The organism is Micromonospora sp. NBC_01796, from assembly GCF_035917455.1.
Lineage (GTDB): Bacteria > Actinomycetota > Actinomycetes > Mycobacteriales > Micromonosporaceae > Micromonospora_G.
This window is the reverse complement of sequence record NZ_CP109078.1, coordinates 4,185,074-4,208,215: the sequence shown is the minus strand read 5'-3', so window position 1 is coordinate 4,208,215 and position 23,142 is coordinate 4,185,074. Positions and strand designations below refer to the sequence as shown.

General features: G+C 70.3%; 16 protein-coding genes. 11 read left to right on the top strand and 5 right to left on the bottom strand.

What is annotated here, in order from left to right; genetic code table 11:
• Positions 1-21 precede the first annotated feature (21 nt).
• Genes OIE47_RS19415 through OIE47_RS19405 form a run of 3 tightly spaced genes read right to left on the bottom strand, consistent with a single transcriptional unit; the run spans position 22 to position 2,839 of the window.
• Positions 22-660: a PIG-L deacetylase family protein gene (locus OIE47_RS19415; protein ID WP_326562896.1), complete on the bottom strand. Its 639-nt coding sequence runs from the start codon at positions 658-660 to the stop codon at positions 22-24.
• Positions 660-1,532 carry a sugar phosphate nucleotidyltransferase gene (locus OIE47_RS19410; RefSeq protein WP_326562895.1) on the bottom strand — a complete coding sequence of 291 codons (873 nt, stop codon included), beginning with the start codon at positions 1,530-1,532 and terminating at the stop codon, positions 660-662. The genes OIE47_RS19415 and OIE47_RS19410 overlap by 1 nt, the downstream gene beginning before the upstream one ends.
• Positions 1,532-2,839, bottom strand: a complete 1,308-nt coding sequence (locus tag OIE47_RS19405) for a class I SAM-dependent methyltransferase (RefSeq protein WP_326562894.1) — start codon at positions 2,837-2,839, stop codon at positions 1,532-1,534. The genes OIE47_RS19410 and OIE47_RS19405 overlap by 1 nt, the downstream gene beginning before the upstream one ends.
• 178 nt (positions 2,840-3,017) lie before the next feature.
• Here OIE47_RS19405 and OIE47_RS19400 point away from each other — a divergent pair, with 178 nt between their 5' ends.
• The 5 genes from OIE47_RS19400 to OIE47_RS19380 all read left to right on the top strand — a co-directional run bounded on the left by OIE47_RS19400 (position 3,018) and on the right by OIE47_RS19380 (position 8,335).
• On the top strand, positions 3,018-4,058 hold the full coding sequence (locus tag OIE47_RS19400) for an NAD-dependent epimerase/dehydratase family protein (protein WP_326562893.1): 1,041 nt from the start codon (positions 3,018-3,020) through the stop codon (positions 4,056-4,058).
• A complete protein-coding gene (locus tag OIE47_RS19395; protein ID WP_326562892.1) occupies positions 4,055-5,224 on the top strand; it encodes a methyltransferase domain-containing protein in 1,170 nt (389 codons plus the stop codon). The genes OIE47_RS19400 and OIE47_RS19395 overlap by 4 nt, the downstream gene beginning before the upstream one ends.
• Positions 5,225-5,283: 59 nt before the next feature.
• Positions 5,284-6,198 (top strand): glycosyltransferase family 2 protein, encoded by a 915-nt coding sequence (locus tag OIE47_RS19390; protein WP_326562891.1) that lies wholly within the window; start codon positions 5,284-5,286, stop codon positions 6,196-6,198.
• A complete protein-coding gene (locus OIE47_RS19385) occupies positions 6,198-7,709 on the top strand; it encodes a lipopolysaccharide biosynthesis protein (protein ID WP_326562890.1) in 1,512 nt (503 codons plus the stop codon). The genes OIE47_RS19390 and OIE47_RS19385 overlap by 1 nt, the downstream gene beginning before the upstream one ends.
• 149 nt (positions 7,710-7,858) lie before the next feature.
• Positions 7,859-8,335: an HIT family protein gene (locus tag OIE47_RS19380; protein WP_326562889.1), complete on the top strand. Its 477-nt coding sequence runs from the start codon at positions 7,859-7,861 to the stop codon at positions 8,333-8,335.
• Positions 8,336-8,401: 66 nt separating this feature from the next.
• Here the strand turns inward: OIE47_RS19380 and OIE47_RS19375 are convergent, their stop codons facing one another.
• Complete coding sequence (locus OIE47_RS19375; protein WP_326562888.1) at positions 8,402-12,085, bottom strand: PQQ-dependent sugar dehydrogenase; 3,684 nt, start codon at positions 12,083-12,085, stop codon at positions 8,402-8,404.
• A gap of 576 nt (positions 12,086-12,661) precedes the next feature.
• A complete protein-coding gene (locus OIE47_RS19370; protein ID WP_326562887.1) occupies positions 12,662-16,345 on the bottom strand; it encodes a PQQ-dependent sugar dehydrogenase in 3,684 nt (1,227 codons plus the stop codon).
• Between the two features lie 459 nt (positions 16,346-16,804).
• Between OIE47_RS19370 and OIE47_RS19365 the strand changes: the two genes are divergently transcribed.
• From OIE47_RS19365 to OIE47_RS19340, 6 genes are all read left to right on the top strand, one after another.
• Positions 16,805-18,094, top strand: a complete 1,290-nt coding sequence (locus OIE47_RS19365; RefSeq protein ID WP_326562886.1) for a glycosyltransferase family 4 protein — start codon at positions 16,805-16,807, stop codon at positions 18,092-18,094.
• 61 nt (positions 18,095-18,155) lie between these two features.
• Positions 18,156-19,058, top strand: coding sequence for a Wzz/FepE/Etk N-terminal domain-containing protein (locus OIE47_RS19360; RefSeq protein WP_326562885.1), 903 nt, complete (start codon positions 18,156-18,158; stop codon positions 19,056-19,058).
• 35 nt (positions 19,059-19,093) lie between these two features.
• The gene (locus tag OIE47_RS19355; RefSeq protein ID WP_326562884.1) at positions 19,094-20,446 is read left to right on the top strand and encodes an O-antigen ligase family protein; all 1,353 of its coding nucleotides are present in this window, start codon (positions 19,094-19,096) and stop codon (positions 20,444-20,446) included.
• A 25-nt stretch (positions 20,447-20,471) separates the two neighbouring features.
• The gene (locus tag OIE47_RS19350; RefSeq protein WP_326562883.1) at positions 20,472-21,314 is read left to right on the top strand and encodes a glycosyltransferase; all 843 of its coding nucleotides are present in this window, start codon (positions 20,472-20,474) and stop codon (positions 21,312-21,314) included.
• Complete coding sequence (locus OIE47_RS19345) at positions 21,311-22,153, top strand: glycosyltransferase family 2 protein (protein ID WP_326562882.1); 843 nt, start codon at positions 21,311-21,313, stop codon at positions 22,151-22,153. The genes OIE47_RS19350 and OIE47_RS19345 overlap by 4 nt, the downstream gene beginning before the upstream one ends.
• On the top strand, positions 22,150-23,112 hold the full coding sequence (locus OIE47_RS19340; RefSeq protein ID WP_326562881.1) for a glycosyltransferase family 2 protein: 963 nt from the start codon (positions 22,150-22,152) through the stop codon (positions 23,110-23,112). The genes OIE47_RS19345 and OIE47_RS19340 overlap by 4 nt, the downstream gene beginning before the upstream one ends.
• Positions 23,113-23,142: the final 30 nt, after the last annotated feature.

Here is a 23,142-nt window from a genome sequence, read left to right as displayed (position 1 = left end):
GGGCCGGCTCGCTGTGCTGGGTCATAACTCGATTACCGCTTTCTCACACCGGAACGCCTCGGCGTACCGGGATCGGCATTCCATGCCCCGCAGCCGGGCCAGCCCGAGGAAGACCTCGTCGTCCCACCAGTCCCGGTCCTTCTGGGACGGGTAACTGGTGTGTAGCAGCTCCACCTTGCGTCGGGCCTGCTCGTCCGTGAGCGGCAGGTAAATGTTCCGCCGGCCCAGGTCACCGTCCCACTTGGGGATTTCATAGTGCAACACCGACGCGCGGCGAAATGAGGTGGGTACCAGTTCGGCCAGGGTCCGATGATCCTGGTGGGCGTCGTCCGGGGCCGGCGCCACCACCAGGTCGGGGCTGGTCGCGGCGGCTGCCGCATTGACGATCTCTTTTGCCTGCTCCCAGTGCGCGGGCACCCGGCCGTCGGGGAGTTGGTGCAGGTCGAAGTCGATCCGGGCGGTGGGCAGGAAGGCCCCGGCGGCCGAGCGCGCCTCGGCCTGCCGGTCCGGCGTACCGGTGAGTAGCAGGTAGTGGACCCGCAGGCCGGGGTTGGCCGCGCCGAGCGCGAGCAGCAGCCCGCCGGCGCCGATCTCGATGTCGTCGGGGTGCGCCCCGACCAGGACCAGCGATCGGACCTCGCCCAGCCGCAGCGACCCCATCAGTGGATCAACGCGGGGGTGCCGGGACCGGCATGCTCGGCCGGGGTGTCGATGTGGCCGTCGAACGGGGCCGGGCTCACCGGACCGCCGTGCCGGTGTGCGTCCCAGAGCATCCACGGGCAGCGGGCGGAGTGGTAGAGCTCCTCCAGCTCGGCCCGGTCCTTGAAGGTGTCGGCGGCCCGCCAGAACCCGTTGTGGCGCTGGGCCATCAACCCCCGCCTCGGCAGCAGCCGGTCGAAGGCGTGCGGGACCATGTCCTCACCCTCGCGCAGCTCGTCGAAGATCCCCGGCCGGAGGATGAAGTAGCCGCCGTTCTCCCACTGCATCAGCTCGCGGATCGGCCGGACCCGGCGTACCTGGTCGGACTCGTCGATGTCGATCACGTGGTGGGTCGACTGCACCGGTACGGCGAGCAGGCTGGCCGTGGCGGTCGAGGCCCGGAACCGGTCGATCATCGCGGGCAGGGGCGCGTCGGTGAGCGTGTCGGCGTAGTTGGCCAGGAACATCTCCTCGTCCTGGACGTGCCTGCGTACCCGCATCAGCCGCTCGCCGATGGTCGCGCCGAGTCCGGTGTCGATGAAGGTGATGTTCCAGTCGGTGATGTCGGTGGCGAACAGACGTACGTCCCGACCGCCCATGGTGAGGGTGAAGTCGTTGGAGAGCGTCTCGTCGTAGTGCAGGAAGTAGTCCTTGACCGCCGCGGCACCGTACCCCAGACAGAGAATGAAGTCGGTATGTCCGAAGTGGGCATAATATCGCATGACGTGCCAGAGCAGCGGCCGGTCACCGATCATCGCCATCGGTTTGGGCGCCGACGCGGCACCCTCCCGCATGCGCATTCCCAGTCCGCCGCAGAACAGGACGACCTTCATCAGACCACCTCAAGCTCCGGGATGGGGTAGACGAGCCGGCCGCCCCACTCGCGGACGTACGCCAGCTGGGTGGAGATCTCGGTACGCAGGTTCCAGGGCAGGACCAGGACGTAGTCGGGACGATCCTGCGCCAGCCGTTCCGGCGCGTGGATCGGGATGTGCGTCCCCGGAAGGAATCTGCCCTGCTTGTACGGACTCCGGTCGACCGTGTACGCCAGCAGGTCCGACCGGATACCGCAGTGGTTGAGCAAGGTGTTGCCCTTGCCCGGCGCCCCGTACCCGACCACCCGCTTGCCCTCGGCCCGCGCGGTGAGCAGGAAGTCGAGCAGGTTGCGCTTGATGGTGAAGACCGCCTCGGCGAAGCCACGGTGCCCGTCGAGCGTGTGCAGCCCGGCCTCTGCCTCCGCCTCCAGCACCGACTTGACGTTGCTCGACGGTTCCCACCCCAGGCTCGACGGCACCCAGGCGGAACCCTCCACCGCCCCGGAACGGCCCGGTTCGGCGGCGACCGCCGTGGCCGCGGACAGGGTCGCCGGCCGGGCGTGCACCCGCAGCGAGCCACCGTGCGAGGAGAGTTCCTCGACGTCGGCGACGGCCAGCCCGGCGGTGGCCAGCGCACGCTGCGCGGTGAGCAGCGAGAGGTACTGGTAGTGCTCGTGGTAGATGGTGTCGTACTGCCGGCGTTCGATCAGCCGGAGCAGGTGCGGGAACTCCAGCGTCACCAGCCCGCTCGGCTTCACCAGCGCGGCCAGCCCGGCGGTGAACCCGATCAGGTCCGGCACGTGCGCGTAGACGTTGTTGCCGGCGACCAGGTCGGCCCGGCCGTACCGGGCGGCCAGGTCGGCACCGGTCCCGGCACCCAGGAAGTGCACCTCGGTACGGATCCCCTTGGCGCGGGCCACCTCGGCGATGTTCGCCGCCGGCTCCACCCCGAGCACCGGGACGCCCCGGGCGACGAAGTGCTGGAGCAGGTAGCCGTCGTTGCTCGCCACCTCGGTGACCAGACTCTCCGGACCGAGGCCGAGCGTATCGATCATCGCGTCGGCGTACCGCTTGGCGTGCGCCACCCACGAATCGGAATAGGAGGAGAAATAGGCGTAGTCGGAGAAAATGTCCTCTCCCGGCACGTATGCCGGCAGTTGCACGAGCAGGCAACTGGAACAGATCCGTACATGCAAGGGGTAGAACGTCTCGGCGCTGTCCAGCCGCTCCTCGGTCAGGTAGCTCTCGCAGAGCGGCGACATCCCCAGGTCCACGAACGTCTCGGTCAATGCCGTGCCACAGAGCCGACATTCCGCAATGGTCATGCGATCCACCCCGATTGTTCGCCACCTCGCGCGGCGCCCGCCAGCACGCTTCGGCCACGCTAGTTCCGGCGCTTTCCGACCGGGGCTTTCAGTAAAAAGTCCGACACTACTCAGTGGTGATCACTCGGCCCTCATAAACTCTGCCTTCTCACCCCCGCGGACCCTCGGGAGCTTTGCCGTGCGCGTTCTCGTCACCGGTCATCACGGCTACCTCGGCAGTGTGCTGACTCCGCTGCTCCAGGCCGCGGGCCACCAGGTCACCGGTCTCGACACCGACCTGTTCGCCGACTGCCTGCTCGGCCCGGCGCCCGCCGAGGTGCCGTCCCTCCGGCTGGACCTGCGCGACGTACGGCCGGAGCACCTGGCCGGCTTCGACGCGGTCTGCCACCTGGCGGCCCTCTGCAACGACCCGATCGGCAACCTCAACCCCGAACTGACGTACGACGTCAACCATCGGGCCACGGTCCGACTGGCCGAGGCGGCCAAGGCCGCCGGGGTGACCCGGTTCCTCTTCTCCTCGTCGTGCAGCCTCTACGGCGCCGGACTGGACGACCGGCCGCTGGACGAGAACGCCGGCTTCGCACCGGTCACCCCGTACGGCGAGTCGAAGATCCTCTCCGAGCAGGGCCTGACCGCGCTGGCCGACGACAGCTTCTCCCCCGTCTTCCTGCGCAACGCCACCGCGTACGGCTTCTCCCCCCGGCTCCGCGGCGACCTGGTGGTGAACGACCTGACCGCGAGCGCACTGCTCACCGGCGAGGTCCGGCTCCTCTCCGACGGCACCGCCTGGCGCCCGCTGGTGCACGCCGAGGACATCTGCGCCGCGTTCCTGGCCCTGCTGGAGGCACCTCGCGAGCAGGTGCACGGCAAGGCGTACAACGTCGGCGTCAGCACCGAGAACTACCTGATCCGGGACGTCGCCGAACTGGTCGCCGAGGTGGTCGACGGATCCACCGTCACGTTCGCCGGTGGCGCGTCGACGGACTCCCGCAACTACCGGGTGAGCTGCGACCTGATCGCCGCCGAGGTGCCCGGCTTCCAGCCCCGCTGGACCGTACGCAAGGGCATCGAGGAACTGGTCGAGGCGTACCAGCGGCACGGGCTGACGATCGAGGTGTTCCGGGGCGAGCGACACCAGCGGTTGCGCCGGATCCAGGCCCTCCAGGGCGCGGGCCGGCTGGACGCGCAACTGCGCTGGGCCGCCGGCGTGCCCGCGTGAGCCGGACCTGCGACGCGTGCGGCGGCGCCGCCCTCGTCCCGTTCGCCGACCTCGGTGCGATCCCGGTGTTCTGCGGGGTGCACTGGGCCAGCCGGGAGGAGGCGCTCGCCTCGCCGCTGGGCGGGATGGAACTGGCCTACTGTCCCGAGTGCGCGTACGTGCGCAACCTCGCCTTCGACCCGGCCGCGCTGGTCTACGACACCACCATGGACACCAACCTGCACCACTCCCCGGCGTTCCAGACCTTCTCCGCCGAGTTGGTCAAGCACCTGGCCCAGCGCTACCCGCTGGCCGGCGCGACGGTGCTGGACATCGGTTGCGGCCAGGGTGAGTTCCTCCGCGAGCTGTGCCACGTGGCGGGATGCCGGGGCCACGGTTACGACGCGATGTACGCCGGCCCGGTCGGACCGGACCCGTCCGGCGCGACCTTCCACGCCGGGCACGCACCACTGGACGACAGCACCCCGGTCTTCGACTTCGTCACCTCCCGGCACTGGTTCGAGCACCTGGACGACCCGTACGGCTTCCTGGTCCGCCTCCGGGAGCTGGCCGGCGACCGGCCGGTACGCGGCTACCTGGAGGTCCCCGACGCCTGCTACGACCTCGCCACCGCCGGGTGGGAGGTGATCTATCCGCACGTGTCCTACTTCGACGCCTACTCCCTGCGCCGGGTGGTCGAACGGGCCGGGTGGCAGGTGACCGACACCGGTCCCCTCTTCTCCGGCATGTTCCGGTTCGTGGAGATCGCGGTGAACGTACCGGCGACCACGGATTCGCGGGAGCTGCCCGGTCCGGCGGACCGGGACCGGCAACTGGAGTCGATCGCCGGTTTCGCCGCCCGGCACGCCGCCGAACGGGAGCACTGGCGGTCCACCATCGACCGGCTGCTCGCCGCCGGTGACCGACCGGTGCTCTGGGGCGCCGGTTCGCGCGGCGTGCAGTTCCTGCACCTCGCCGACCCGGACGGCCGGCTCGCCGCGGTGGTCGATGTCAACCCACGCAAATGGGGCAGATACCTGCCGGTGACCGGACACGAGGTAGGCTCCCCTGCGAGCCTGACCGAGCTGGGCACCCGTGCGGTGATCATCACCAACCCCGCCTACCGGAACGAGATCGGCGCCGCGCTCCGCGAACTCGGCGTCGAGGCCGAACTGATGGTGGCCTGATCAACGGGCACCGGATCACACCGACATTCATCCACGATCACTCGAAGCTGAGGAGAGTGATGGACGGAGCGCCCCGGGTGAGTCTCGGCGTTCCCCTCTACAACGCCGAGCGGTACCTCGAAGGATGCCTGGACGCGCTGCTCGCGCAGGACTACCAGGACTTCGAGATCATCGTGAGTGACAATGCCTCCACCGACCGGACCTGGGAGATCTGCCAGCGCTACGCCGCGGCCGACCAACGGTTCCGGCTCTTCCAGAACCCGCGCAACTTCGGCGGCCACGTCAACTACGCCCGGGTCGCCCAACTCGCCCGGGGCGAACTGTTCAAGTGGGTGGCGTACGACGACGTCTGTCTGCCGACGTTCCTGAGCACCTGCGTGGCGGCGCTGGACGTCGCAGGCTCACAGGCCGTGCTCGCCTATCCTCGTACGGTGCTGATCGACGAGGAGGGTTCGGTGATCGGTCCGTACGCCGACCGGCTGGACCTGCGCGATCACCGCCCCTGGCGACGGGTCGCCGGGGTGGCCAGCAACATCAACCTCTGCCACGCCCACTTCGGCGTCTTCCGGCTCGCCGCCCTGCGCCGTACCGGCATGATCCGGCCGTTCCTCTCCTCCGACTACACCCTGGTCGCCGAGGTCGCCCGGCTCGGCGAGATCCACGAGGTGGACCAGCCGCTGTTCCTGCGCCGGATGCACGGCGCCTCCAGCCGGCAGGCCAAGGACTCCACCCCCGCCTCCGCCCTCTCCTGGTACGCCCAGGACAGCGGCAAGGTCCGGGCACCCCGGCAGCGGATGCTGCTGGAAACACTGCGTACGCTGCTGACCGGCGACGACCCCCTGGGTACCCGGATCAGCTCCGCCTTCGCCTTCCTCGGCGCCTGGTGGGCCCGACGGGTCCGGGTGCTTCTCGGCCGCTGGCGCCGCCGGCTCAGCCGCCGATCGAGGGCCAGCACGGCCAAGGGAAACGCCTAGTGGTCAGCACAACGCCCGACGCACCCGTCGAGTCCCCGCCAGCCCCGTCGCGTGGCCGGGTACGGTCGGCGATCGGTTGGTCATACCTGCTCACCGCCGGCCGGGTCGGTTCCTCGATCGTGGTCACGTTCCTGCTCGCGAAGCTGCTCGGGCCGAACGAGTTCGGGCTGGTCGCGATGGCCACGGTCTTCATCACCATCGCCCAGACGATCATCCAGCAAGGGCTGGTCTCGGCGATCGTGCAGCGGGACAAGCTCACCCCCGAGCACCTCGACGCCGCCTTCGGCGTGACCCTGCTCGCCGGCCTCGGCGTCGGCGCGCTCACCGCCGCGCTCAGCCCGGTCTGGTCGCTCATCAACGGCAGCCCGGACGGGTTGACCGAGGTCTGCCTCGCACTCTCCCCGCTCGTCCTGCTCCAGGGACTGGCCATCGTGCCGGAGGCGGTGCTCCGCCGCGACCTCCAGTTCCGGTCGGTTGCCATCCGTACCCTGCTGGCCGCCGCCATCAGCGGCGTCGTCGGTATCTCGCTCGCCCTGGCCGGCGCGGGCATCTGGGCCCTGGTGGCGCAGCAACTGGCCACCTCCGTGGTCAGCCTGATCGTGCTCTGGACGGTCTGCCCGTGGCGACCGAGCCGGCGGCCCCGGCTCGGGGCCATCCGCGACCTGTGGGCCTTCTCCGCCCACTCCGCGAACGCCGGACTCGGCCTCATGCTCAGCTCCAAGGCCGACATCATCTTCACCGGCATCTTCTTCGGTCCGGTCGCCACCGGCATCTACCGGCTGGCCGCGCGACTGCCGGACATGCTGGTCGACGTCACGGTCCGGTCGCTGCAACAGGTCGCGCTCCCGTCGCTGTCGCGCCTGCAGGAGGACCGGGAGGCGTTCGCGGTCCACCTGACCAAGCTGCAACACCTCGGCGCGATCGCCGGCCTGCCGGTCCTCGGGATCCTCGCCGCCACCGCGAACCCGCTGGTGGGTTTCCTCGGCCCGGAGTGGGCCGGCACCGAGATCCCGCTCCGGCTGCTCTGCCTCTTCGGCGCGATCAACGTGTACGGCGTCCTGCTCGGCCCGGCGCTGCAGGCGATCGGGCAGCCGGCGAAGCTCGCCGCGATCCTCTGGACCCGGGGCATCCTCGGGGTGGCGACCCTGGCCGCGGTCGGCACCCTGCTCGACGGGCGCAACGACGTCACCGAGGCCAGCGCGGTCGCCATCGCCGGAATCGCCATGCAACTGGTGGTCAACGCCGTCTCCGTCTGGGTCACCGTCCGCCGGGCCATCGGTGCCTCGGTGATCCGGTTCCTCGTGCCCACCCTGCCGGCGCTGCTGGCCGCGGCCGGCGCCGCGTTGACCCCGCTGGCCACCGACCGGATCGGGGTCAACGACCTCCATCCGCTGCTCGGCGTGTTCGTCCTCGGCGCCGCCGCCGGTCTGGTCGCCGCCACCCTGCTGTTGAGCACCGACCGCCGCGCCCGCCAACTGATCTTCACCCGCCTCCGCCGCCCCACCCGCTGACCCCCACCCGCGCCACGCGCCGCCGCCACGCGCCACGCGCCGCGGCGCCTCTTGTAGAGAAAGAGGGGCAATCCGGGGCTGCGAAACCACTCATTCTCTACAAGAGTGGTCCCGGAATCTCTGGCGGTGCGGGTGGGAGGCGGCGGGGAATGGGTGGCGGGGATGGGTGCTATTCGTGTGGGAACGAGCGGCGGCTCGATGCGCTGCCGGTACGGGAACGGATCGGTGCGGACGAGCACTGGCGGGTGGCACACGCGTTCGCCACGGCGCTGCCGGGCTGGCTCGTGCTGCTTCCCCGCCGGCACGTGACCACGATCGCCGATCTCACCGACGCCGAGGCGGCCGGCCTCGGTACGTGGCAGGTACGGCTCTCCCGTGCCCTGCACGCCGTGACCGGCTGCCGGAAGACGTACGTGGTCCAGTTCGCCGAGGCGGAGGGGTTCGGCCACGTGCACTTCCATGTGGTGCCCCGGATGGCCGACCTGCCGGCGGACCAGCGTGGGCCAGGGGTGTTCCGGCTACTGGGCGCCGACGAGGGTGCACGGGTAGGCGCCGAGCGGATGGACGAACTGGCCGAGGCGCTGGCCGGACACCTGTCGGGTCAGGCGGGTCAGGCCGGCCGCTAAGAGAGGGCCCTCCCCGCCCGGAAACGGTGGGAAGGGCCCTCTCTGCTACTCAGGGCGGAAGACGATCTACTCGGGGCGGAAGACGATCGCTGTGCCGTTGACCAGGATCGGCTGGTTGTACGAGTGCTGCACGGCCGCCGTACCGGCCGGGTTCTCGATCCCGACCGTCGCCCCGCCGCCCAACTCGGTCGGCTTGGTGGTGGCCAGGTCGGCGTAGTGGAACGCGATCTCGCCGTTGACCGAGAGGATCGCCTCGGCCGTGATCCGGGCCGACGACGACCCGTACATGCCGATGTTGCGCCACTCGACCACGAACCTGCGGTCCGCGCCCGTACCGATCGCGGCGGTACGGATCGTGCTGTCCGCGCGGATCACCAGGTCGTCCCAGAACGGGTACACCGCCCCGTTCGGCGGCGCCGCGTCGGGTACCGCCGTGTTGACCGGTTGGGCGCCGCTCGGGTTGACGAACGAGAGGAACCCGTTGCTGGACACCCAGGCCGAGTTGTACGTCTGCCCGTAGAACGGGAAGGCGAACGGCAACGTCACCTCGCCCACGGCGTCGTCGCCGGTCAACGGCAGCAGGGCGCCCTCCGCCGGCACGAACGGCCGGGTCTCGGTCGACTTGGTGTAGTCGCCGTCACCGGTCGGCGGTGGCTCCTCCGGCGGGGCGGCCAGCGACAGGTTGACCGTGTGGGTGCTGCCGGCGACCACGGTCACCGAACCCGACCCGGTCAGGTCACCGGTGGCCGTGCCGGCAACCGAGTACGTTCCCGGCGCCACCCCGGTCAGGGTGTACGACCCGTTCGCCGCGGTGGTCGTCGACCGGCCGCCCGGCGACAGGGTCACTGTCGCACCCGACACCGCCGTACCACCGGCGGCCCTGGTGACGGTGCCGGTCACGGTGCCGGTGGTCGGCGGTTCCGGCTCCGGCGGAGGGCCGCCGTTCGGCGGGGTGAAGATGACGGCCTTGCCGTTGGCCAGCAACGGCTGGTTGATGCCGTACTGGACGGCGACGGTGCCGGCGGCGTTCTCGATGCCGACCGTGGCGCCACCGCCGAGTTCCGCCGGTTTGCTGGCGGCCAGGTCGGCGTAGTTGAAGGTGATCTGCCCGGTCTCGGAGATGAGCGCCTCGAAGGTCACCCGGGCCGACGAGGAGCCGTACATGCCGCTGTTGCGCCACTCCACCACGAACTGGCGGTTCGGTGCCGTGCCGACCACACCGGTCCGCACCGTGGAGTCGGCCCGTGCGAACAGGTCGTCCCAGAACGGGTAGATCGCGGCGTTGGGTACGCCCGGTTCCGGGATCGGGGAGTTGATGCCCCGAGGGGACGGTCCGGGGTCGGTGAACGAGATCTTGCCGTTCACGTCGACCCAGGCACTGGTGTAGCTCTGCCCGTAGAACGGGATCGGGAACGGGAACGTGACCTGGGTGACCGCCTCGTCCCCGGTCAGTGGCAGCACCGCGCCGTCGACCGGGACGAACGCCCGGCCGGTGGCGGTGGTGCAGGTGTAACCGAAGGTGTCACCGCAGTCCCCGTCGCCGTAGTCGGCCGTGTAGGTCGCGGTGTAGGTGGTATCGGTCGCCGGAGCGGTCACCACGTGCGTCCGGGCCCCGCCGTCCGACCAGCGGTCGAAGTCGAACGTCGAGGCGCCGACCGCCTGCGGCGTCGGTGCGCTCACCGTGTTCGTCGAGCCGACGATGACCTGCCGGGTCGCCGGGGTGGTCACGTCCGCGCCGTTGACGTTCAGGGTCAGCCCGCTGGGGCTGCTGGCCAGGTTGAGATTGACCGTACGCGGGTCGAGGCGGACCGTCGTGCTTCCGCTCAGCCCGCCGCTGTCGGTCGCGGTCAGGGTCAGTTCCAGGTACGACGGGAACTCGTGATCCGGCGCCACGAAGGAGCCGGACGCCACCCCGGTCAGGTTCTGCACCGGGTGGGTATGGCAGTTGTCGGCCGCGTAGCAGTGCCGGTTGATCAGTTCCCAGTGCAGCGCGCCCGGTCCGAGGTTGCCCTCCTGCGGGTCGCTGGCGTGCCCGGAGAAGTTGACGGTCTGCCCAACCTGCCAGTTGAACGAGGACAGAGGCGTGTCGATCACCGGCTCGGGGGCGTTGGTACCGACCCTGATCTGGATCGTCTTGGTGTCGCTTGCGCCACCGATGTCGGACACCCGCAACCGCGCGGTGTACGTACCCGTGCTGGTGTACGTGAAGCTGGTCCTGGTGGCGGTCGAGTCGACGGTCCCGTCGTTGGTGAAGTCCCACTGGTAGCTGAGGATGTCACCGGGGTCGGAGTCGGTCGAGCCGGACGCGTCGAAGTTCACCCGCAGCGGCGCGTTGCCGGAGACCGGGGTCGCGTTGATCGCCGCGGCCGGGGGTTGGTTGCCCGAGCTGTAGTGGAAGCGGCGGACCGTGCCACCGGTCAGGTCGACGTAGTAGAGGTCCTGGTCCGGCCCGACCTCCAGGTCGACGGGGCCGGAGACGGTGCTGGAGAACGGGATGATGCTGGCCGGGTCGGGCTCGCCGTTGGCGCCGGCGCGCATGGCCCAGATGCACTCGCGGGAGTAGTCGGCGAAGAACAGCGCCCCGGCGTACGACGCCGGGTAGTTGCCGCCGGTCGCCGGGTAGAAGGCGACGCCGGACGGTGCCGAGCCACCGGTCGGGCACCCGTCTCCGGCGGCCACCACCTGGCTGTGCGCGTACGTGTAGTACGGCGGGGTGACGGTGCCGGCGGGGGCGCTGTAGAGGCTCTCGCAGAGGGTGAGGTTGGCCGAGTTGTAGCCGCCCTGCGTCGCGTTCCCCTCGTAGCAGGGCCACCCGTAGTTGCGCAGCGGTCCGGCGGCCGGGTTGGGGATCTTGTTGATCTCCTCCCAGGTACGCCAGCCGACGTCGCCGATCCAGACGTCGCTGGTGCCGGGCCGGAAGGTCCACCGGGTGGGGTTGCGCAGGCCGTGCGCCAGGATCCGCCGGTTGTTCGGGTCGGTGCTGTTGGCCAGCGGGTTGTCCGGCATCGCCGCGCCGGTCGCCGGGTTGATCCGGATCAGGGTGCCGGAGAGCCCGGTCGGGTCACCGGAGGTGCGGATGTCCTGCGAACGCAGGGCGCCGCCCTCGCTGGTCGGCGGGGTCTGCGGGCCACCGGCCGGCGCGGGCGGGTCGCCGCACGGGTTGGTGGGGTTGCCGGCCTGGCCGTAGTCGGTGAAGGTGGCCGACGCGCCCTCGCCGCCGGTGACGTAGAGCGCGCCGTCCGGGCCGAAGTTCAGCTCGCCGATCGAGTGCGACTCGATCTGCTGGCACCAGTCGTGCAGGAGGACCTGCTCGGTGCCGGTCATCACGTTGCCGTTGGCCTGCAGCCGGGAGACCCGGGCGCTGGACATGCAGTTGCCGGTGACCGAACAGGTGTCGTTGTACCTCGGTGCGGTGCCCCCGATCACGCCGTCGTAGCTGTAGCTGACGTAGACGTACGGGTCCGCCGGGAAGTTCGGTGGCAGGGCCAGCCCGATCAGACCGAAGTCCTCGTAGTCGTACACGTTCGTCCGGAGGTCGGCGAAGATCGTGGCGGTGGTGTCGGAGGTACTGTCGTAGACCTTGATCTGGCCGTTCTTCTGGGCGATGAAAATCCGCCCGTCCGGCGAGAAGACCACTTTGGTCGGTCGGGTCAGCCCGGTGAAGACCACCTGCTCGGTGAAACCGGGCGGGATGGCGGCTGCGGGCTTTTCGGTGTCGAGTAGTAACCCGGTCACCACAGGTAAACTCATGACCAGCGCTAACACCATTGACAGTGCGCGCCGGAATAGCTTCGGCATCGCTGCTCTCCTATCTCACGGCGCGGCACGGCAATGTCCGCGGAAACATCCGGCGGATACCGAACCTCCGCTTGGGGGGCCGCCGTCAGACTGTCAGTCGGCGATCCACTGTTCGCCCCCCTTAGCGGCCTGAATTGGCGCCCGGTCAGTCGAACCACGTTGTCCGGTCGACCCGCTGAAAACGCGGCTCCACTTCGGACCGGCGTCACTATATCGACATCGGCGATCGGCATCGTCCAATGAGGACGGTAGGTGCGGGACCACCCCCCACCACCTGCGTCACTTACCGTGTTGCCGTTGGCACATTTCCGTGACTTCCGGGTTATCCAGTCCGGAGGTTTCCGAAACTTCGTAACTTCTCCGACCTGGCCCGGCGTACACCCTTGCCCACCTGGTGACCGCCGAAATGATGCCGCCTAAGAAGTACCGGAATCAATCACGACGGACTGTCGGTTCGCCGACCGACCGGGGCAGCCAACCGGATCGACTTAACGAACGGTCAGCTGCCCTGGTCGGCCGAGTATCGAATCAGTCGACCGGACGGAACACGACGGCGGTACCGTTGGCCAGCGCCGGCTGGTCGAACGAGTGCTGGACCGCTGCCGTACCGGCCGGGTTCTCGATTCCCACCGTCGCGCCACCACCCAACTCGGCCGGTTTCGTGCCGGCGAGGTCCGCGTAGTTGAACGCGATCTCACCATCGACGGAGAGAACCGCCTCCACCGTGATCCGGGCCGACGCCGACCCGTACATCCCGACGTTGCGCCACTCCAGCACGAACTTCCGGTCCGCACCCGTACCGATGTCCGCGGTACGGACCGTGGTGTCCGCGCGGATCACCAGGTCGTCCCAGAACGGGTACAGCGCCGCGTTCGGCACCGCCGCCGCCGGCACCCCCGTGTTGACCGGCTGGGGGCCGCTCGGGTCGGTGAACGAGAGGAACCCGTTGCTGGACACCCACGCCGAGCTGTACGGCTGACCGTAGAAGGTGAACGGGAACGGCAACGCCACCTGGGCCACCGAGTCGTCACCGGTCAACGGCACCAGCGAACCCTCCGCCGGGACGAACGCCCGGGTCTCGGTCGATTTGGCGTAGCCGCCCTCCTCCCCCACCAGCAGGGTCAGCGCGAGGTTGGCGGTGTGCGTACCGCCGGCCGTGACGGTGACCTGGGTCGAGCCGGAGAGCAGCCCGCCGAGAGCCGAACCGGAGACGGTGTAGGCACCCGGTGCCAGCCCGGCCAGGCTGTAGGAGCCGTTCACCCCGGTCGTCGCCGTCCGCCCGCCGGGCGTGAGGGTGACCGTCGCCCCGGCCACCGGCAGACCGGTGCCGAGCGCCGTCACCACCCCGGACAGGGTGCCGGTGGTCGGTGGCGGGGTGACACCCGGCGGGGTGAAGACCACCGAGGTGCCGTTGCGCAGCACCGGCTGGTTGGTGGAGTGGCTCAGCGCCACCGCACCGGCGCCGTCCTCGATCGCCACGGTCGCCGAGTCGCCCTGCTCCCGCCCGTTCCCGGCCAGGTCCGCGTAGCTGAAGGTGATCTCACCCTGCTCGGTGAGCACCGCCTCGAAGGTGATCCGGGCCGAGGAGGAGCCGTACAGGCCACTGTTGCGCCACTCGACCACGAACCGCCGGTTCGGCGCCGTACCGAGGACCGCGGTACGGACGGTGGAGTCGGCCCGTTGCACGAGGTCGTCCCAGAACGGGTAGATCGCCGCGTTCGGCGGATCGGCGCTCGGCACCGGACCGTTCACCGGGGCCCCCGACGCCGGATCGGCGAAGGAGAGGAAACCGTTGATCGACACCCAGGCGGTGCCGTGCGTCTCCCCGTAGAGCGGGAAGCCGAACGGCAGGTTGACCTGGGCGACGCCCTCGTCGCCGGTGAGCGGGAGCACCGTGTCGTCGGCCGGCTCGAACGGTCGGGTGGTGGTCGTGGCGCAGGTGTAGCCGAAGCTGTCGGCGCATCCCTCGATGCTGGTGTACGCCGCCGTGTAGGTGGCCGCACCGGCCGGCGCGGTGATCACGTGCGTCGCCGCCCCGCCGTCGGACCAGCTCGCGAACGTGTGCGTCTGCGAGTTGGCGCTCTGCGGGCTGGGCGCGCTGACCGTGTTCGTCGAGCCGACGATCACCGTACGGGTGAACGGGGTGGTCCCGGCCGTCGGCCCGACGCTGAGCTGGAGCCCGGCCGGGTTGCTGGCGAAGGTCAGGTCCACGGTCTGCGGGTCGAGCCGGCGGACCACCGTGCTGGACAGCCCGTCGGCGTCCGTGGCGGTGAGTTCCAACTCCAGGTACGAGGGGTACTCGTGATCCGGTGCCACGAACGAGCCGGACGTCACCCCGGTCCACTCCTGGAGCTGGTGGGTGTGGCAGTTGCCCACCGACTCGCAGTGCTCCATCTGCAGCCGCCACCGCAGCCCCGCCGCCGGCACCGAGCCCTGCTGCGGGTCGGTGGCGTGGCCGGCGAAGCCGAGCGTGTCGCCAACCTTCCAGGTCGTCCCCGCGGTCGGGGAGTCCAGCACCGCGGTCGGTGCGCTGTTGCCCGGCTGGATGGTCACGGTCGTGCTGGCCGAGACGCCCAGCGTGTCGGTGACGGTCAGCCGCGCGGTGTGGGTCCCGGTGCCGGTGTAGGTGAAGCTGGCGGTCGGGGTGGTGGCGTCGACCGTGCCGTCGTCGGTGAAGTCCCACCTGTACGTCAGCCGGCCCTCGTCCGCCGGGTCCGGGTCGCCGGAGCCGGTGCCGTCGAAGGTGACCGTCAGCGGGGCGGTGCCCGAGGTGGGCTGGGCGGAGATCACGGCGGTCGGGGGCTGGTTGCCGGGGAAGTAGCGGATCCGCCGGACCGTACCGCCGCCCAGGTCGACGTAGTAGAGCTCGTCGCCCGGACCGATGGCCAGGTCGGTCGGGTTCGCCGCGGCCTGACCGAACGCCTCGATGTTGGTCGGGCTGGGCAGCCCACCCGGGGTGGTCGGGCGCATCGCGTAGATGCAGTTGCGCGAGTAGTCGGCGAAGAACAGCGCACCGGCGTACGACGCCGGGTAGTTGCCGCCGCTGGTCGGGTAGAACGCCAGGCCGGAGATCGCGTCGCCACCGGCGGCGCAGTTCTCCCCCGGCACCACCGCCGCGCTGTGGTTGTACGTGTAGAAGGGCGCGGTCTGGCCGGCGCCGCTGTAGAGCGTCTCGCAGAGGTTGAGGTTGGCGTTGTCGTAGCTCGACATCCGCGCGGCGCCCTCGTAACAGGGCCAGCCGAAGTTGGTCACCCCACCGGTCGGGCTGACCAGCCGGTCGATCTCCTCCCAGACGTTCCAGCCGACGTCGCCGAGCCACACCTCGTTGGTGCCGGGACGCATGGTGAACCGGAACGGGTTCCGCATCCCCTGCCCGACGATCCGGCGGGCGTTGAGGTCGGGCGAGGCGATCAGCGGGTTGCCTGCCGCGGCGGCGCCGGTGGCCGGGTTCAGCCGCAGCACCGCGCCGTCCAGGCCGGTCGGGTCGCCGGTGGTCCGTACGTCCTGGGCGCGCAGCGCGCCGCCCTGTGCGGTCGGCGGGGTCATCGCCCCACCCGGCGGATCACCGCACGGGTTGGCCGGGCTGCCGAGCTGCCCGTAGTCGGTGGCGCTGAAGCTGGCGCCGTCACCCGCGCTGGCGTAGAGCATGCCGTCGGCACCGAAGCGCAGGTCGCCGACCGAGTGGCTGGGGTACTGCTGGCACCAGTCGTGGATCAGCACCTGCTCGGTGCCGGTCATCACGTTGCCGCTGGCCTGGAGACGGGACAGCCGGCCGGTGACGATGCAGCGGCCGTTGTTGGCGTCACCGCAGGTGTCGTTCCAGACCGGGGCGGTCTGCCCGGGCGGCGCGTCGTACGTGTAGAGCACGTACACCCACGGGGTCGTCGGGAAGTCCGGCGGCAGTGCCAGCCCGAGCAGGCCCCGGTCCCACTGGTTGTGCACGTTCGTGGAGAGGTCGGCGAACACGGTCGCGGTCGGGTCGGCCAGGTCGTCGAAGACCTTGATCCGCCCACCCTTCTCCGCCACGAAGATCCGCCCGTCCGGGGCGAACTCGATGTTCGTCGGCTGATTGAGCCCACTGAAGACGATCTGTTCCTGGAATCCGCTGGGCAGCGTGACCGCCTCCGCCACGGTTGCCCGCAACGGTGCCAGCACGCTGCCCAGCAGAGCCCCCACCAGGGCCAGTCGCATGACTCGACGCAGACGCGTCATCGCACCCCTCCCCACACCCCCACCGGAGTACGCGGGCCGCGTACCGCGTACGGCCGCCGGTGCCAGCCGGACGACCGCAGGCACAGGGTAGCCATCACATCAACATTTACAAATGCCCTCTTCCGACTCCCGACTCAAGCCGACTGAGCGGCCCTTTCGACCGGATGGATGTTTCAGCAGGCCGGCCGGGAAACGGCAGGTGATTGCCAGTGCCGACGTAACCCGTACGTACTGATGAAGTCCGGATGAACGCATGAAAGAGCAATCGGCCGATCGGCCTCCGCCTTGTAATTAAGTCGACATCACTCGCGAATCGCCGCTGCTTGCCCATCCTGCGCCAGTAGGGAAATCTTTCGGTAGAACAGTCTCCCGGTACCCGGGGGCCACCCGGTCGCGGCGTCCGTACGCCGCGACCGTCCATCGGAAACGTCGTCCGAGCTGCGCGGATCGGAGTCGGGGATGGCCAACCCACGTCCACATGTCGTCATCGTGGTGGTCAACCTGCCCGTGGAACGGGACCGCCGAGTGATCCGGGAGTGCCTGGCGCTGGAAGCCGCCGGTTACCGGGTCACCGTGATCTGCCCACGCGGCCCAGGGCGGTTGACCCATTTACCCGGATCCGCGAGCACCGCGATCCGGTCCTTCCCCCAACCGCTGGCCGGTTCCGGGGTGCTCTCCTTCGCCGCCGAGTTCGCCTGGGCCCTGATCGCGGTCACCACCCGACTGCTCGGGATCATGCTGCGCGAGCGGGTTGACGCCGTGCAGGCGTGCAACCCGCCGGACGTGTTCTGGCCGGTCGCCCTCCTGATGCGGGCCCTCGGCCGGCCGTTCGTCTTCGACCACCACGACCTGAGCCCCGAGTTGTACGAGTGCAAGCCGGGCTCGCCCCGGCCGGCCGTGCTGCGGGTCCTGCGACTGTTCGAGAAGCTCTCCTGGCGCTGCGCCTCGGCCGTGGTCTCGACCAACGAGTCGTACCGGGAACTCGCGATCAGCCGGGGCGGGTGCGATCCGGAGCGGGTGGTGGTGGTCCGCAATGGACCCACCGTGGCCGAGGTCGGACCGGCCGCCACGGATCCGGCGACCGGCGCGCCGGACCGGCACACCATCGTCTACCTCGGCGTCATCAACCCGCAGGATCACGTTGACGCGGCGGTGCTGGCCGCCGAGCGACTGGTCGGACTGCGCGGCACCGAGGACTGGCGGATGGTGGTGGCCGGCGACGGCGACAGCCTCCCCGAACTGCGCCAGCTGGTCAGCCAACGCGGTATCTCCGATGTGGTCCGGTTCACCGGATGGCTGGAGGCCGACGAGGTCGACGCACTACTGCGGTCGGCTTCGATCGCCATTCAGCCGGACCCACCCACCCGAATGGCTGAATTGTCGACGATGGCGAAAACCGTGGAATACGTCGCCCGCGGCCTTCCGGTGGTCGCGGTGGACCTGCTGGAGACGCGGCGCACCGCCGAGGGCGCGGCCACCTACGTGCCCACGGGCTCCCCCGACGAGCTCGCCAAGGCCCTTGACCAGCTACTCGGCGACGACTCGGCCCGCGCCGCGATGAGCGTGGTTGCCCGGCGTCGGTTCACCGAGCAGCTAGCCTGGGACCATCAGGCGAAGGCGTACATCCGGCTCTGGGATCGGTTGCTTCGGCGCAACCCGGCGAGTTACAACTCGGTTTCACCCAAAATCGGGACGGATGCCGCACGCCAGACCGGGCCCCAACATGGTACGAAAGAGGCGGTCCCGTGAGTCCGGACCAACCTCGCCATTTCTCTGACGCATCCGTTCGCGCACCCAAAGGGGTCGATCGATGGACCTTCTCGACCTGCTGAAACTCATGTTTCGGCGATGGTATGTCACGACACCGGTCGTGGTCCTGACCCTCGCGGCTGCATTCACCCTCAGCGTCGTGATCCAACCCGAATACAAAACCTCGGCCGCGGTCCTGCTCGTCCCACCGACGACCAGCCCCGCCGCGCCCGCACCGAACGCCAGCCCCCAGCCGGGTAACCCGTGGCTGCGGGTCGGCGAGAACGCGATGGCCCAGGCGGTCCAGATCTCGATCTCCGCACACGAGGCCCGGGCCAAGGTCGAGGCGGCCGGCGGCAACAGCGAGTACGAGGTCGGGCTGGTCAACCGCAGTCCCATCCTGACCATCGACGTGACCGCCGCCAGCCACGGCGAGGCGCTGGCCACGGTCACCGCGGTGACCAAGCTGGTCGGCGACGAGGTCGCCGGCAAGCAGGCCGAGTACAAGCCCAAGGCCGGCGAGCAGATCACCACCCAGGTGCTCGACCCGGGCCTGAACATCGTCCAGTCCCGGTCCAACGTGCTCCGCGCCCAGATCGTGGTGATCGCGATCGGCCTCCTGCTCGCCGCCGCGGCGGCCGTCGGTTACGACGCGATCGTCCGCCGCCGGGAGCGCGCCCGGCGCGACGACCGGCACGGTACGCGCCCGTCGATGGCCTGGAACGCCGGGCAGGCGACGGTCGGCGGCGCCCGACGGCCGATCCCCGGGCCGAAGGGCAGCATGGACTCCAGCGACGCCACGCAGGTGGTGGGCAACCTCGGCGCCCCGGCGCCGACCTCCGGCACCGGTGACCGGTCCAGCGGCGCGCCGCACATCTCGGCGGACTTCGTCCGCGCACCGCAGTCCGACGACACCATCCTGCTCACAGCGGTCCGCCGTCCCGCCGACGACACGGGCAAATAACCACGCCCCGATGACGTACCGACGGAGCGGATGACGTGCCCACGTACCTTTCCTCGCGACGATCCGCCACGGTGTACGACGGCGTCACTCCGGGCGTACGCCACTTCCCGGACGCGACCGCCGTACTGATCGCCTCCGTCCTGCTCGCCTACCTGCTGCCCGCCCGGCTGATCTTCCCGCCGCTGACCACGCTCGGTCGGCCGGGCGTCATCATCGGGTTCTTCCTGATCGTCTGGTGGGGCCTGACCCGGCTGCACCCCACCCTGGTCACCCGGGGCCAGCAGCCGATGCGCTGGGCTCTGGCGTTCTACCTGGCCACGATGGGTGTGTCGTACATCGCGGGCGAGGCGCGGGGCATGTCGGTGCTGGAGGCGAACAGCGCGGACCGGACCATCCTGATGGCGTTGGCCGGGGCGGGTGTGATGCTCGCGGCGGCCGACGGGGTCCTCACCCGGGAGCGGATCGACCACGTGCTCCGGGCGCTGGCCTGGGGCTCGACGGTGATGGCGCTCTTCGCGCTGGCCCAGTTCATCCTCCGGGTGGACTTCACCACCTATCTCAAGCTGCCACCGCTGCTGACCTTCCAGAAGGACCTGATCGGCTTCGACGCCCGCGGTGGCGGCGGGCTGGTCCGGGTCGCCGGTACGGCCGGGCACTACATCGAGTTCAGCGTGCTGATGGTGATCGGGCTGGTGGTCGCGATCCACTACGCCCGCTTCTCCGACAACCGGCGCGGCCGGCAGATCTACGGCACCCTCGCCATGATCCAGGCGGCGGTCATCCCGATCTCGCTGTCCCGTACCGGGGTGCTCGCCCTCGGCGCCGCGATCCTGCTGTTCATCCTGGTCTGGCCGCTGCGCACCACGTTCAACGTACTGGTGATCGGGTTTTTCCTCGCGGCGCTGATCCAGGTCGGCAAGCCGGGTCTGCTCGCCACCCTGCGCGCACTGCTGTTCGCCGGTGAGAACGACCCGAGCGTGCAGGGCCGGCTGGAGGACTACGCGTTCGTCGCGCCGTACATCAAGGAACGGCCGTGGTTCGGCCGGGGCGTCGGCACCTGGTTACCCGAGCTGTACCAGTTGCTCGACAACCAGTGGCTGGTCACCCTGGTCAGCACCGGCATCGTCGGGGTGGCCGGGTTGGCGATGTTCTTCCTGGTCGGCATCGTGGTCGCCGGCCGGGTACGCCGGTTCGCCGCCAGCGAGCGGGACCGGGACCTGGCCGCCGTCCTGGCGGTGACGATCGGCGTGGCGGCGGTCTCCGCCTTCACCTTCGACGCCCTCTACTTCACGACCTACTTCATCACGGTGCATCTGCTGCTCGGCCTCGCCGGGGCGCTGTGGCGGCTGACCAGGGCCGAACGCATCAACTCCAGCGGGGCGTCATGACCGAGCGAACCACCGAGGTGTACGCGTGACCGGTATCGACATTCTCATGATCACGTACGACCGGCCGGAGTACGTCCGGCTCTCGCTGCCGCACCTGCTCGGCACCTGCCCCCCGGACGCCCGGGTCTGGCTCTGGCACAACGGCACCGACCGGGCGACCCTCGACGCGGTCGAGGAGCTGCGCCACCACCCGAGGGTGCACCGGTTCCACCACAGCGAGGTCAACGCCGGGCTGCGTGAGCCGACCAACTGGCTCTGGCGGGAGGCGACCGGCGACTACCTGAGCAAGGTGGACGACGACTGCCTGCCCGACCCGACCTGGATCTCGACCCTGCGCCGGGCGCACGACGACGTACCGCAGTTCGGGGTGATCGGCACCTGGCGGTTCCCGGACGAGGACGTGGACGACAGCCTGGTCGCCGCGAAGCTGGCCGAGTACCCGGGCGGGCACCGGCTGCTGCGCAACCACTGGGTGCAGGGCAGCGGTTACCTGCTCAAGCGCGAGGTGATCCGCCAGGTGGGTCCGCTGGCCGAGCAGGACACCTTCACCACCTGGTGCCTGCGCGCCGCCCGGCTCGGCTGGGTCAACGGCTGGTACCACCCGTTCCTGCCCGAGGACCACATGGACGATCCGCGCAGCCCGCACACCATCTACCTGACCGACGCCGACTTCATGGCCCGCCGCCCCCTGTCGGCGAAGCGGACCGGGGTCACGACGGTTGCCGAGTGGACCGAGCAGATGCGCCACTCCGCCCGGGTGGTCCAGGCCGCCCCGCTCGACCTGCGGGAATACCAGGGGTGGCGGCGGCGACGGCGTACGGTCACCCGCCGGATCCGGCTCGCCCTGACCGGACGGGCACCCTGGTGACCAGCGTGGTGATCGCCGCACACAACGAGGCGGCGGTGCTTCCCCGGTGCCTGCGCCGGCTGCTCGACGGTGCAGCGCCGGGTGAGTTCGAGGTGCTCGTGGTGGCCAACGGCTGCACCGACGCGACCGCCGAGGCGGCCCGGTCGGTGCCCGGCGTACAGGTCGTGGAACTGGTCGAGGCGTCCAAGGCGGCGGCGCTGAACGCCGGCGACGAGGCCGCCACCCGGTTTCCCCGGATCTACCTCGACGCGGACATCGAACTCTCCGCGGCCGGTGCCCGGACCCTCGCCTCGGCGGTCACCGCCGATACCCTGCTGGCCGCCGCCCCGGCCCGGCGGTTGGACGTGTCCGGCCGCCCGCTGGCGGTACGCGGCTACTACGCGATCAACTCGCGGCTGCCCGCGTTCCGGGACGCGCTCTTCGGTCGTGGCGCCATCGTCCTCTCCGCCGCCGGTCGGGCCCGGTTCGACCGGTTCCCCGGCCTGGTCGCGGACGACCTCTTCCTGGACTCGCTCTTCGAGGTGGGCGAGAAGCGGGAGATCGGGGCGGTGACCACGGTGGTGGCCACCCCGCGGCAGACCCGGGACCTGCTCCGCCGGCTCGGCCGGGTCCGCGCCGGCAACGCCGCCATGCGGGCCACCGACAACCGGGTACGCCGGGCCAGGCGCGCCTCCTGGCTGGTCGACGTGGTGCTGCCGCGCCCGTGGCTGCTGCCGGCCGGGGTCTGTTACGCGGCGCTGACCGTCCTGGCCGGGATCGCCGGCCGACGAAACGCCACCCAACAGGGCTGGGGACGGGACGAGTCCAGTCGCACCCCGGTGGAAGGAACCTCCCGATGAGCCCGGCGGTCAGTGTTGTCATCGTCTCGTACCAGACCCGTGACCTGATCCTGCGTGCGTTGGCCACCCTCCGTACGGCGAGCCCGTCCGGGTCGTACGAGGTGGTCGTGGTCGACAACGCGTCGACCGACGGTTCGGCGGACGCGGTGACGGCGGAGTTTCCCGAGGTACGGGTGGTCCGACTGGCCCGCAACGTCGGCTTCGGCCGGGCGGTGAACGTCGGCGCGGCCCGTGCCCGGGGCACCTGGATCCTGCTGCTCAACCCCGACACCGAGCCGGTCGGCGACGTCATCGGCGAGTTCGTCGCGTACGCCCGCGCGCACCCGGAGCACCGCGTCTACACCGGCCGTACGCTGCACGAAGACCACACCGACGACGGCCGCTCGGCGTTCGCCCTGCCCTCGCTCTGGGGCTACGTCTGCTTCGCGACCGGGCTCTCCACCGTGTTCCGCCGGTCCCGGCTGTTCAATCCGGAGGAGTTGCCCGGACTGGACCGCTCGGTGCCCGCACCGGTTCCGGCGGCGTCCGGCTGCCTGCTGCTGTTGCAGCGCTCGCTCTTCGCCGAACTGGGCGGCTTCCTCCCGGACTACTTCATGTACAGCGAGGACATCGACCTGTGCCACCGGGCCACCCTGCTCGGGGCGTCCCCGGTCCTGGTGCCCGGTGCCCGGGTGGTGCACGTCGGCGGGGCGTCCTCGACCGGCGTCGGCAAGCGGGTGATGCTGCTCCGCGGCAAGACCACGTACCTGCGGCTGCGCTGGCCACGGCGGCGGGCGGCGGTCGGACGGGCGCTGCTGGCCACCGGGGTGGCGGTACGCGCCGCCGGTGCCCGGCTCACCGGACGGGCGGGTTACTGGCGCGAGGTCTGGGCCGAGCGGCGTACCTGGTTGGCCGGCTGGCCGGCCGGGGCGGAACTGCCCGCGGTGGAGGTCGTCGAGCCTCGGGCCAGCGCAAACTGACCCGGACGACCGCTACCGGCATACCCCCGG

Excerpts from the sequence above, each read along its gene's own strand:
- OIE47_RS19415 (WP_326562896.1), bottom strand. The coding sequence starts at position 660 with ATGGGGTCGCTGCGGCTGGGCGAGGTCCGATCGCTGGTCCTGGTCGGG.
- OIE47_RS19410 (WP_326562895.1), bottom strand. The coding sequence starts at position 1,532 with ATGAAGGTCGTCCTGTTCTGCGGCGGACTGGGAATGCGCATGCGGGAG.
- OIE47_RS19405 (WP_326562894.1), bottom strand. The coding sequence starts at position 2,839 with ATGACCATTGCGGAATGTCGGCTCTGTGGCACGGCATTGACCGAGACG.
- OIE47_RS19390 (WP_326562891.1), top strand. The coding sequence starts at position 5,284 with ATGGACGGAGCGCCCCGGGTGAGTCTCGGCGTTCCCCTCTACAACGCC.
- OIE47_RS19380 (WP_326562889.1), top strand. The coding sequence starts at position 7,859 with ATGGGTGGCGGGGATGGGTGCTATTCGTGTGGGAACGAGCGGCGGCTC.
- OIE47_RS19375 (WP_326562888.1), bottom strand. The coding sequence starts at position 12,085 with ATGAGTTTACCTGTGGTGACCGGGTTACTACTCGACACCGAAAAGCCC.
- OIE47_RS19370 (WP_326562887.1), bottom strand. The coding sequence starts at position 16,345 with ATGACGCGTCTGCGTCGAGTCATGCGACTGGCCCTGGTGGGGGCTCTG.
- OIE47_RS19365 (WP_326562886.1), top strand. The coding sequence starts at position 16,805 with ATGGCCAACCCACGTCCACATGTCGTCATCGTGGTGGTCAACCTGCCC.
- OIE47_RS19360 (WP_326562885.1), top strand. The coding sequence starts at position 18,156 with ATGGACCTTCTCGACCTGCTGAAACTCATGTTTCGGCGATGGTATGTC.
- OIE47_RS19340 (WP_326562881.1), top strand. The coding sequence starts at position 22,150 with ATGAGCCCGGCGGTCAGTGTTGTCATCGTCTCGTACCAGACCCGTGAC.